Raw genomic sequence first — 10,673 nt, 5'->3', positions numbered from 1 at the left:
GGCGTTTCGAGCCGGGCTTGCCGAGATTCCCGGCGCGGATGTTCGCCTTCAGAGACTTGTAGGCGTCGCAGACCTTCTTGATCACGTGCTGGGCGGCTTGGGCGCCCAGGCCGTGGTCGGTCTTGATGGCCTGGTAGACGTGTTTGCGAAGGTGGTAGTTGCGGTAGACGCCCGTGTTGCGGGCCACCACGGCGACCTCGGAGGCGGCGGCGTTGCAGGCACGCAGGGTTGCTTCCAGCGACGACCCCTGGTCAGGTGTCGGCAGGAGCTTGACCTGCACGACCAACTGCACCCAACCATCATATCATTGTTCCTACGTCGCCACGATGGGCACCGCACCTGGACGTGCGCAGGGACCGCAGCGTCGTCTACCACCTGCACCTGCTCATGCACCCGCCGACGTCGAATGCGGCCGGGGCGACCCCGACCCGCAACCCGCGCCAGGACACGACCCGCACCTATACCGCTACCTGCGGGGCGGGCGCCTGTCGTCACCGGCGTACTTCGCCGGATCCTGTGGCGGAGCAATGCTCGCGGTGGTCAAAGGAATACATCGAATACCAGGAACGTCCCGCCAGATGGCGGCGTATCTCCCGGCCCTGAAGCTGAACGACCGGGGTTCCCGCCTTACGGACTGCTGATGAAGGAGCCCGTCATGCCCACGAACGCCCCATCCACACCCCCCGAGAAGAGCCCCGGCGGAAAGCCGCCCCAAGCCGGCGGCCAAGCCGAAACGGCCCGGACGGTCGATCAACCGGATCCCGCGGACACTCCGAGCTCTGCGCCTCAGTCGCATTCGGTTTCCCCGACCGTGTCCAGCCAGGCTGATCAACCGTCGACCTCGCCCCCCGGCACCGGAGCGCAACCGCAGCCGGGTGGCCAGCCCACGACCGCGACCGCCGGCGGACGACCCGATCCGACGGCACCCGCGATGCCGCAGGTCCCGGCGGCGCGGGCGGCCGCACCCGAGCACCGGCCGCCGGACCCGGCCGCGCAGCTCGCCGGCCACGCAGGCGGCTCGGGGAGCCGGACCGCCCTGGCGACCGCGCCGGACAGCCGGCCGCATCCAGGGCCGGCCGGCCAGCAGACCCGTCCCGGTGGTGGGCCGCAGCAAGCCCTTCCCGGAGCTCAGCCGGTCGCCGTGCAAGCGCCGTTGCACGGTCCATGGGCCGACCCGTCCGTGTTCGGGAGCCGCTGGCCCGGGCCGATCCGGCCGGCGTCGCGGGCGACCATCATCGCGCTGCTGGTCGCCGCCGTGGTGGCCGCGCTCAGCGTTCCGCTCGACCGGGGCGGCCTCGGCTGGCTCGTCACCGCGCTCGCGGGAGTCGCGGCGCTGATCGTGGCCCGGGTCGTGCCGGACCAGGCGCTGTCGACAACGACACCGTCAACGACAACCCAGCCCATGACGGCACCGGCGGGGACGGCGAATCCGTCAACGACGACCCAACCCACGACGGCGCCAGCGGGGACGGCGAATCCGTCAACGACAACGGCACCGACGCTGACGGCTGCGCTGACGGCGCCGGCGCCGCTTGTTCGGTGGAGTCCGCCGGCCCGGCCAAGGCCCGCTTCTTCTGGACGGGCGCCACGATCGTGCTGCTCGGGGTGGGCACGTTCCGGGCGGCCGGCTGGCTCTTCTTCCTCTGCCTGTGCACAGCGGTCGTGACCGGGGCGCTGGCCGTCGCCGGTGGGCGGTCGTTGCGGGCGATGATCATCGCCGTGCTCATGACTCCCGCCGCGGGCTTCCGGTCGCTGCCCTGGATCAAGCGGGGCATCACCGCGGCTCGCCGGGGCGGGGGCGGGGGCGGCAAGGGCATGCGGATCTCCGCCACGGTCGCCGTCTCGGTGGCGCTGCTCTTCGTCTTCGGCTCCCTGTTCGCCTCCGCCGATGCCGCGTTCGCCGACCTGGTCGGCAAGGCCGTGCCCGACATCGACGGCGGCACGGTGGCTCGCTGGATCTTCGTCTTCGTCGTCGCGGCGTTCGCGCTCGGCAGTTCCGCGTACCTGCGGGCCGCCCCGCCGGATCTGAGCGGGCTGGAGCGGCCCGGCAAGCGGCGGGTGGCCCGGCTCGAGTGGGCCGTGCCGCTGATGTTGCTGGTGCTGCTGTTCGCCCTGTTCGTGGCCGTGCAGCTGACCGTCCTGTTCGGAGGGTCGAAGCACGTCCTGGACACCGACGGCCTCACCTACGCGGAGTACGCCCGCGGCGGCTTCTGGCAGCTTCTGATCGTCACCGGGCTGACGCTGGTGGTGCTCGCCGGGGCGGCCCGGTGGGCGCCGCGCGAGACGAAGACCGACCGGATGCTGATCCGTGGCATCCTCGGCTCCCTCGCCGTGCTGACCCTGGTGGTCGTCGCCTCGGCCACCCACCGCATGGACCTGTACGCCGACACCTACGGCCTGACCCGGCTGCGCCTGCTGGTCGTCATCTGCGAACTGTGGCTGGGCCTGGTCTTCCTGCTCATCCTGGTCGCGGGCATCCGCCTCACCGGGCTCTGGCTGCCGCGCGCCGTGGTCGCGGCGGCGGTGCTGGCGCTGATCGGTCTCTCGGTCGCCAACCCGGACAGGCTGATCGCCGACCACAACGTCACCCGCTTCGAGCAGACCGGCCGCATCGACACGGCATACCTGTCGGACCTGTCGGCGGACGCGGTTCCCGCCCTGGACAGGCTGACCGGCAAGGACCGCGACTGCGCGCTGGCACCGCTCGCCACCGACCTGGAGGAGAACCAGGACGACTGGCGCGGCTGGAACCTCGGCCGCTACCAGGCCCGCGATCTCCTGGTGCACGATCCGCCGCACGACAACGCGAACTGCCCGGGCTACTACGACCTCTACTGAGCCCGTGCCCGGTCGGTGGAAACCTGACCGGCCGGGCACGCCGCGCCATGGCCCTGCCTTGACATTGGCGGAGCGGCGGCCAGACTGCCGGGCATGGACGGCGACGCTACGCAAGATGCCAAGGTTCGGCGCACCCGCGTCGTCCTGGGCGAGGCTGCCGCGCGCCGGCCGGCCACCGATCCCGCCCGGGCGGACCTCGCCGAGCAGACCCCGGTCGGTGAGGCCCTGGTCAAGGGGTTGATGCGGGCCCAGTTGGCGTTGGCGCTGCGGCTCTCGCTCGTGGTCATGGCCGGGCTCGGCGCGCTGCCGCTGCTCTTCGCCGTGGCGCCCGCGGTGGGCCGGGCCAAGCTGCTCGGCGTCAACCTGCCCTGGCTGCTGCTCGGCCTGCTCTCGTTCCCCTTCCTGGTCGGCGTCGGCTGGGCGTACGTGCGCTGGGCCGAGCGCAACGAGCAGGACTTCACCTCCGTGATCAACAGGCCGGAAGGGTGAACCCGTACGTCGTTCCGGGGCTGGTCCTGGTCGTGCTCATCACGGTCGGGATCGGCGCGTACGGGCTGCGCTTCGCCCGGACCACCTCCGACTTCCTGGTCGCCTCGCGCTCGGTCAGCCCCACGTGGAACGCCGCCGCGATCAGCGGCGAGTATCTGTCCGCGGCCTCCTTCCTCGGCATCGCCGGCCTGGTGCTGCGGTACGGCATCGACGTGCTCTGGTATCCGGTCGGCTTCGCGGCCGGCTACCTCGCCCTGCTGCTCTTCGTCGCCGCCCCGCTCCGCCGCTCGGGCGCGTTCACCCTGCCCGACTTCTGCGAGGTCCGCCTCCGTTCCCCGCTGTTGCGCCGGCTCGCCACGGTCTTCGTCGTCTTCATTTGCTGCCTCTATCTCGTGCCGCAGTTGCAGGGAGCGGGACTGACGTTCACCACGGTCACCGGCGGTCGGTACGAGTGGGGTGCGCTGTTGGTCGGCCTCATCGTCACCGCCAACGTCGCCCTCGGCGGGATGCGGGCGATCACCTTCGTGCAGGCGTTCCAGTACTGGCTGAAGCTGACCGCGCTGGCCGTACCCGTGCTCTTTCTGGTCATGCAGTGGCAGTCGGACGGCCGCCCGGCGGCGACGCCCCCGGCCGGGCCGGCCTTCGCGGCCACCACCACCGTCACGTTCTCCGAGGCGGCGACGCTCACCCTGCCCGACGGCACGCAGACCCGGGTGGCCGAGGGCGAGCAGCAGACGTTCCCGGCCGGGGCGACCGTGCCCGACGTCAGCAGCGTGGACGACCGCCGCGGCGCGGACTGGCTGCTGCCGGGCGGCGACACGACACTCTTCGCGACGTATTCGCTGATCCTCGCCACGTTCCTGGGCACGATGGGCCTGCCGCACGTGCTGGTGCGCTTCTACACCAATCCCGACGGCGCCTCGGCCCGGCGCACGACCCTGGTGGTGCTCGCCCTGGTCGGCCTCTTCTACCTGCTGCCCACCCTGTACGGCGTCCTCGGCCGCATCTACACCCCGCAACTGCTGATGACCGGACGCACCGACGCGGTGGTCCTGCTCTTACCAGAAGCGGCCCTCGGCGGCGGCCACCTGGGCCGGTTCCTGGGCGCTCTGGTCACCGCCGGCGCCCTGGCCGCGTTCATGTCCACCGCGTCCGGCCTACTCACCAGCGTCGCCGGGGTGGTGTTCACCGACATCATGCATGCCGATCGGGGCGGCTCGGTGCGCGACTTCCGGCTCGCCACGGTGCTCGCCGCGATCGTGCCGATGGCGCTGTCCGTCTACGTCGCCAACATGGACGTGTCCCGGGTTGTCGGGCTGGCTTTCGCCGTGGCCGCGTCCAGTTTCTGCCCGCTGCTCGTGCTCGGCATCTGGTGGCGCGGGCTCACCGACGTCGGCGCGGTGGCCGGGATCCTGGCCGGCGGCGGCGCCGCGATGGCCTCGGTGCTGATCACGGTGCTCGGCCCGCCGCTGTCCGGCTGGCCCGCGCAGGTCATCGAGCAGCCCGCGGCCTGGACCGTGCCGCTGGCCTTCCTGGTCATGGTGGCCGGCTCGTTGCTCACCAAACGCCGGGTGCCGCGGGACATCGGGGCCACCATGCTCCGCCTGCACGCCCCGGAGTCACTGCGGCTGTGAGAACGGACCTTAACGATATTTAAGAAACTTTCCTGAACTCTTCGCGGCCTCCATCCCGTAGCTATCAATGCTGCGACGAAGCAGCCGGATGAACGCGAAGGAGCACTCCATGAACCGCAGGACCAGGATGAGCGGGCGGGCCCGGAAGCTGCTGATCGGCGCCGCCGCAGCAGCGCTGGCCGGCGGCGCGTTCGCGGTGAGCACCGGCATGAGCAGCGCGGGCGAGAACTGCGCCGGCCTGGACACCGCGCTGCGCAACAACCTCGACTTCATCGCCGCTCAGCGGTCCGCCCCGGACGCCCTCTCCGACGCCCGGATCGCCAACCGCCAGGCCGTGGTCGACCTGATCAACCAGCGCCGGGCCACCGCCGGCTGCACCGGGAATGCCCAGGCGGCGCCGACCAAGGCCCCGACAAAGGCGCCCACCAAAGCAGCGCCCACCAAGGCAGCGCCCACCAAAGCAGCACCCACGAAGGCCGCTGGAAACGCGCCTGGCGGCGAGGTCGTCTGCAAGGGCTCGACCGTGACCCTGTCCGGCGAGGGCGGCGCACCCGCGGCCGCCAGCGGCACGTTCCCGATCGGCACCACGCTCAAGGTGACCAACCTCGACAACAACAAGAGCATCACCGTCAAGGTCGCGACGCCGTCGGGCAGTTGCGTCCTGCTCAACAACGCGGCCTTCGAGGAGGTCCGCGAGGCGGGCAAGTTCCTCATCCGGCGCGCCGTGATCGAACGCGTGGGCTGATACGAAGGCGACCCGAACAGGTACGACAGTGGCCGGGTCCCTTACCAACCGTTAAGTTCGGGACATGACGATTCCCCAGCAGCGCCTGAGCCCGGATCCGGCGCTCGCGCTGCGTGGTCTCGTCAAGCGGTTCGACACCGGAGTGGCGGTCGCCGGCATCGACCTGGATGTGCCCGCCGGCTCGTTCTTCGGTCTGCTCGGCCCGAACGGCGCCGGCAAGACCACGACCCTGTCCATGGCCGTCGGCCTGCTGCGGCCCGACGCCGGCCAGGCCCGCATCCTCTCCCACGACGTGTGGGCCGACCCCGCCGCCGCCAAGGCCCGGATCGGGGTGCTGCCGGACGGCATCCGCCTCTTCGACCGGCTCACCGGCACCGAGTTGCTGGCGTACCACGGGCTGTTGCGTGGGATGGACGCCGACGTCGTCGATCAGCGCGCCGCCGAGTTGCTGGACGTGCTGGCCCTCGGTGCGGACAACCGCACCCTGGTCGTCGACTACTCCGCGGGCATGAAGAAGAAGATCGGCCTGGCCTGCGCCATGCTGCACGCGCCTCGGCTGCTGGTGCTGGACGAGCCGTTCGAGGCGGTCGACCCGGTGTCGGCGGCGCTGATCCGCGACATCCTGCGGCGCTACGTCGCCGGCGGCGGCACGGTCGTCTTCTCCAGCCACGTGATGGCGGTGGTCGAGCGGCTGTGCAGCCACGTGGCGATCCTCGCCGGCGGCACGATCCGGCTGCGCGGCACGCTCGCCGAGGTCCGTGGCGAGCGGTCGCTGGAGGACGTCTTCGTCGAGGTCGTCGGCGGCCGGACGGCTACCGGGTCGGAACTCGCGTGGCTGTAGGCGTCCGGCATTTCGTCAAGCTGAAGCTGCGCATCACCGCGAACGGCCTGCGGGGCCAGACCTGGCGGGTCGTGCTGTTCGTGCTCGGCGCGGTGCTCGCGACCGGCGCGGCGGTCGGTGGCTACGCCATGTTCAGCCTGCCCGGCCTGCTCGGCGAGCAGCGGGCCGCCGAGGTGGCGCTGCCGCTGGCCGGCGGGCTCCTCGTGCTCGGCTGGCTGTTCCTGCCGCTGGTCTTCTTCGGCGTCGACGAGTCGCTCGACCCGGCGCGCTTCGCATTGCTGCCGCTGCCCCGGCGCACGCTGATCCGTGGCCTGTTCGTCGCGTCGCTGGCCGGCGTCCCGGCGGTCGCGACGTTCGGCGGGACGCTGGGCATGGTCGATTCGGCGGCGCGGCTCGGCGGGCCGGGCGCGGCGATCGTCGCGTTCGTCGGCGTGGTGACCGGCATCCTGCTCTGCGCGGCGATCAGCCGGTCGCTGACCAGCGCCTTCGCCACGGCGTTGCGGTCGCGCCGGGCCCGCGATCTGGCGACGGTGCTGCTGGCCTGCGTCGCCGCGCTGCTCGGTCCGCTGCAACTGGCCGCGCTCGCCGGCGCGGAGAACGCCGACTGGAACGGCCTGGCCCGGGTGGCCGACGTCATCGCGTGGACGCCGCTCGGGGCGCCGTACAGCGTGGGTCTGGATGTCGCGGCGGGGCGGCTCTGGGCCGTACCGGTGAAGCTCGTCCTGGTCCTGGCGACGATCGGCCTGTTGCTGTGGTGGTGGTCCGCGACGCTGGAGCGCGCGATGCTCGGCGCCGTCGGCCGCTCCGGCCGCAGGGATCGAGCGGAGTCGGCGCGCGAGCCGGTCGCCCAGCTGGTGCCGGGATGGCTGCCGCGCACCCGGTTCGGCGCGCTGACTGCCCGCGAGATGCGGTACTGGTGGCGCGAGACGCGGCGCCGGGCCAGCCTGATCACGTTCAGCGTGGTGGGGGTCTTCCTGCCGGTCTTCATCGGCGTGAGCAGCGGATCCGCCGGCGCTCCGACCGGCATGCTCATCTTCGTCGGCGCGCTGGCGGCGGTGAGCCTGGCGAATCAGTTCGGCTTCGAGGGCAGCGCCTACGCGGCCAACGTCGTGGCCGGCGTCCCGGGTCGGCTCGAGCTGACCTCGCGGGTCGCCGGCTTCTCCGTGTACGTCGTACCGACCCTGCTCGTGATCGCGGTCGTCGTCGGTCTCGCCGTGGGCCGGCCGGAGACGATCCCGGCGCTGGTCGGCATGCTGGCCGCGGCGTACGGCGTGGGCCTGGCCCTGGTCCTGCCGATCTCGGTCCGGATGGCCTACGCCCTGCCCGACACGGCCAACCCGTTCGCCCTGTCCTCCGGTGGCGGCATGGCCAAGGGCCTGCTGACCTTCGCCGCCATGCTCGGTGCGGCCCTGCTCACCGTGCCGATGCAGCTCGTCGCCTTCCTGGCGCACGACGTCTGGCTGTGGATCGGCCTCCCGCTCGGCCTGCTCTACGGCGCCGGCGCCCTGCTGCTCGGGCTCCGGCTGGCCGGCCCGATGCTGGACAGGCGGATGCCCGAGCTGCTGGCGACGATCACCACTCGTCAGTGAGTCAGTAGCGGGTGCCCATCGCCTCCCGTACCTCGGTAAGGGTCTGCTCCGCGAGGGCGTTGGCCCGCGCGTTGCCCGCGCGCAGCACCTCCCGCACCAGGCCCGGTTCCCGCGCGTACGCGGTCCGCCGCGCCCGCATCGGCGCCAGGAACTCGTTGACCGCCTCGGTGACGGTCCGCTTCAGCGCGGCGGCACCGGCGTCGCCCAACCCGGCGGCGACCTCGTGCGGATCCCGGTCGAGGCAGAGCGCGGCGAGGTGCACGAGCCCGGACACCCCCGGCCGGGTGTCGGGGTCGTAGCTGATGTGCCGGTCGGCGTCGGTCTTGGCGCTCCTGATCAGCCGGGCGGTCTCGTCGGCCGTCGCGGCGAGCGCGATCGCATTGCCGCGGCTCTTGCTCATCTTCGTCCCGTCGGTGCCCAGCAGCAGCGGCGCGGCGCCGAGCAACGCCTCCGGCACCGGGAAGACCGGGCCGTAGCGCTCGTTGAAGCGCCGGGCCACCATCCGGGTGACCTCGACGTGCGGCAACTGGTCCTGCCCGACCGGCACCAGGTTGCCCTTGCAGAACAGGATGTCGGCGGCCTGATGCACCGGGTAGGTGAACATCAGCCCGCTGACGGAGCCCTGCCGCGAGTGCGCGATCTCGTCCTTGACCGTCGGGTTGCGCTGCAGTTCCGGCACGCTGACCAGGCTGAGGAACGGCAGGACGAGCTGGTTGAGCGCGGGCACGGCGCTGTGCGTGAAGATCGTGGCCCGGGCCGGATCGAGCCCCGCGGCGAGGTAGTCGAGGATCAGCCCGTCCACGGTCGGGCCCAGCCGTTCGGCGACGTCGCGGTCGGTCAGGACCTGATAGTCGGCCACGACCACGATCAGTTCGACGCCGCTGCGCTGGAGCCGGACCCTGTTGCGCAAGGTGCCGAAGTAGTGGCCGAGGTGCAGCGGGCCGGTGGGACGGTCGCCGGTCAGCACGCGGAAGTCGCCGGGCCGGGCGGCGATGCGGTCCTCGATACCGAGCGACCGGGTGATCTGGGTAGTCATTTCTGTCTCCTTCGGGGTCGGCGGACGCCCCGGGAAACACAGAACGGGCCGTCCGATGGGGACGGCCCGCGCGTGCGGAAGTGGCGGCCGTCGCTAGGACGAGCGCCAGTTCTGCGGGCACGCGGTGTTCACAGCTCGAATAGTACCGGCCGGACGGCACAATGTTTCCCGTGAAACCTGTCGAGCCCGGCGCGCAGATCCACTCCAGCGACCCTTTCGCCACCCCGGAGCAGGACAAATCCGCCGTCCGCCGGCTGCGGGGGCGGCTGGCCGCGCCCGTCACGCTCTGGACCGCGCCCGGGCCCGCCGGCCTGACCGTCTCCTCCATGCTCGTCGCCGACGGCAGTCCCGGCCGCGTGCTCGGGCTCGTCGACGAGGAGAGCGAGTTCTGGGACGCCGTCTCGGTGGCCGGGCGCTTCGCCGTCACCCCGCTGGGGCCGGGGGATCAGCAGCTCGCCGACCGGTTCGCGGGCCTGATGCCCGCCCCCGGCGGCCTCTTCGCCGGCGACGGCTGGACCGAGACGGAATACGGCCGGGTGCCGGCCGGCGCGGGCACGTGGGCCGGCTGCCGGCTCGACGACCACCGGCCGTACGGCTGGGGCCTGCTCGTCGAGGCCACGATCGAGGCGATTCAGCTCGATGACGCCGGGGGTGTCCCTTTGCTCCACTTCCGTGGCCGGTATCGGGGCCTCGACCGGTAAGCGCAACAGGGGTGCCGCTCGGCGCACCTGTCGACCGGCGGCCAGTGACGGCCACCACTGCTTCGTACGGTGCGGAAAAGACCCGCCCCCACGAAGGTGGTGAGCCACGTTGACGACCGAAGCCACGCCGACCGAGAAGTACCTCGAGGTCCAGGCATCCGATGAGTTCGCCCAGTTGCGCCGCAGGCTGCGCAACTTCGTCTTTCCCATGACCGTCGCGTTCTTCCTCTGGTACGCGCTCTATGTCCTGCTCTCGGCGTACGCCCGGGGCTTCATGTCCGTGAAGCTCATCGGGAACATCAACGTCGCGCTACTGCTCGGTCTGCTGCAGTTCGTCTCGACGTTCCTGATCGCCTGGTACTACTCCCGGTTCGCGGCCAAGCAGATCGACCCGATCGCCGACAAGATCCGTGACGAACTGACGGCCGGTGCCGCTGCCCGCGGCGCCGCGGCCCGAACCGACGAAGCCACCGAGACGGGTCCGGAGGTAGCCAAGTAATGGAACCGCACCTTTACCTCGCGGCCGACGCCGACGGCGCATCGAGCCGCTCGCTGACCATCACGCTGTTCCTCGTCTTCGTCGCGATCACCCTGGGCATCACCATCTGGGCGAGCCGGCAGACCAAGACGGCGACCGACTACTACGCCGGTGGCCGGTCCTTCTCCGGCTTCCAGAACGGCATGGCGATCGGCGGCGACTACATGTCGGCGGCCTCGTTCCTGGGCATCGCCGGCCTCATCGCCCTGTACGGCTACGACGGCTTCCTGTACTCGATCGGCTTCCTGGTCGCCTGGCTGGT

Annotated in this window: 11 protein-coding genes and 1 pseudogene; 9 read left to right on the top strand and 3 right to left on the bottom strand. The window is 71.5% G+C overall.

Features of this window, described 5'->3' with window-relative positions; translation table 11 throughout:
- Together DMB66_RS47535 and DMB66_RS64705 are read right to left on the bottom strand one after the other, a co-directional pair.
- The coding region (locus DMB66_RS47535; protein ID WP_199753048.1) for a hypothetical protein at positions 1 to 292 on the bottom strand (292 nt) is incomplete at its 3' end.
- 836 nt (positions 293 to 1,128) lie between these two features.
- Positions 1,129 to 1,404 carry a hypothetical protein gene (locus tag DMB66_RS64705; RefSeq protein ID WP_233625347.1) on the bottom strand — a complete coding sequence of 92 codons (276 nt, stop codon included), beginning with the start codon at positions 1,402 to 1,404 and terminating at the stop codon, positions 1,129 to 1,131.
- A 135-nt stretch (positions 1,405 to 1,539) separates the two neighbouring features.
- Between DMB66_RS64705 and DMB66_RS47530 the strand changes: the two genes are divergently transcribed.
- The 6 genes from DMB66_RS47530 (at position 1,540) to DMB66_RS47505 (ending at position 8,136) form a co-directional block, all read left to right on the top strand.
- Positions 1,540 to 2,838 (top strand): DUF4153 domain-containing protein, encoded by a 1,299-nt coding sequence (locus DMB66_RS47530; RefSeq protein WP_233625346.1) that lies wholly within the window; start codon positions 1,540 to 1,542, stop codon positions 2,836 to 2,838.
- 93 nt (positions 2,839 to 2,931) lie between these two features.
- Entirely contained in the window at positions 2,932 to 3,327 is a 396-nt protein-coding gene (locus DMB66_RS47525) for a DUF485 domain-containing protein (protein WP_125810702.1), read from the top strand.
- Positions 3,324 to 4,961: a cation acetate symporter gene (locus tag DMB66_RS47520; protein WP_125810701.1), complete on the top strand. Its 1,638-nt coding sequence runs from the start codon at positions 3,324 to 3,326 to the stop codon at positions 4,959 to 4,961. The genes DMB66_RS47525 and DMB66_RS47520 overlap by 4 nt, the downstream gene beginning before the upstream one ends.
- A gap of 109 nt (positions 4,962 to 5,070) precedes the next feature.
- Entirely contained in the window at positions 5,071 to 5,706 is a 636-nt protein-coding gene (locus DMB66_RS47515; RefSeq protein ID WP_125810700.1) for a hypothetical protein, read from the top strand.
- A gap of 64 nt (positions 5,707 to 5,770) precedes the next feature.
- The gene (locus DMB66_RS47510; RefSeq protein ID WP_125810699.1) at positions 5,771 to 6,547 is read left to right on the top strand and encodes an ABC transporter ATP-binding protein; all 777 of its coding nucleotides are present in this window, start codon (positions 5,771 to 5,773) and stop codon (positions 6,545 to 6,547) included.
- The gene (locus DMB66_RS47505) at positions 6,538 to 8,136 is read left to right on the top strand and encodes an ABC transporter permease (protein WP_125810698.1); all 1,599 of its coding nucleotides are present in this window, start codon (positions 6,538 to 6,540) and stop codon (positions 8,134 to 8,136) included. The genes DMB66_RS47510 and DMB66_RS47505 overlap by 10 nt, the downstream gene beginning before the upstream one ends.
- Position 8,137: 1 nt before the next feature.
- On the opposite strand, the gene trpS is transcribed toward DMB66_RS47505, so the two are convergent.
- Positions 8,138 to 9,172, bottom strand: coding sequence for a tryptophan--tRNA ligase (trpS, locus tag DMB66_RS47500; protein ID WP_125810697.1), 1,035 nt, complete (start codon positions 9,170 to 9,172; stop codon positions 8,138 to 8,140).
- 161 nt (positions 9,173 to 9,333) lie between these two features.
- On the opposite strand from trpS, the gene DMB66_RS47495 reads away from it, so the two are divergent.
- The 3 genes and pseudogenes from DMB66_RS47495 to DMB66_RS47485 form a co-directional block, all read left to right on the top strand.
- The gene (locus DMB66_RS47495; protein ID WP_125810696.1) at positions 9,334 to 9,873 is read left to right on the top strand and encodes a flavin reductase family protein; all 540 of its coding nucleotides are present in this window, start codon (positions 9,334 to 9,336) and stop codon (positions 9,871 to 9,873) included.
- A gap of 109 nt (positions 9,874 to 9,982) precedes the next feature.
- On the top strand, positions 9,983 to 10,372 hold the full coding sequence (locus DMB66_RS47490) for a DUF485 domain-containing protein (protein WP_125810695.1): 390 nt from the start codon (positions 9,983 to 9,985) through the stop codon (positions 10,370 to 10,372).
- Positions 10,372 to 10,673: pseudogene (locus DMB66_RS47485) on the top strand (cation acetate symporter); the annotation flags it as partial. The gene DMB66_RS47490 and the pseudogene DMB66_RS47485, both read left to right, overlap by 1 nt.

Source organism: Actinoplanes sp. ATCC 53533 (genome assembly GCF_003947245.1).
Note: the sequence above shows the minus strand (reverse complement) of the source record. Positions and strands in the feature narration are given on the sequence as shown.

Coding starts and splice junctions, on each gene's coding strand:
- DMB66_RS64705 (WP_233625347.1), bottom strand. CDS start 1,404: ATGGGCTGGGTTGTCGTTGACGGTGTCGTTGTCGACAGCGCCTGGTCC.
- DMB66_RS47525 (WP_125810702.1), top strand. CDS start 2,932: ATGGACGGCGACGCTACGCAAGATGCCAAGGTTCGGCGCACCCGCGTC.
- DMB66_RS47515 (WP_125810700.1), top strand. CDS start 5,071: ATGAACCGCAGGACCAGGATGAGCGGGCGGGCCCGGAAGCTGCTGATC.
- DMB66_RS47510 (WP_125810699.1), top strand. CDS start 5,771: ATGACGATTCCCCAGCAGCGCCTGAGCCCGGATCCGGCGCTCGCGCTG.
- trpS (WP_125810697.1), bottom strand. CDS start 9,172: ATGACTACCCAGATCACCCGGTCGCTCGGTATCGAGGACCGCATCGCC.
- DMB66_RS47495 (WP_125810696.1), top strand. CDS start 9,334: ATGTTTCCCGTGAAACCTGTCGAGCCCGGCGCGCAGATCCACTCCAGC.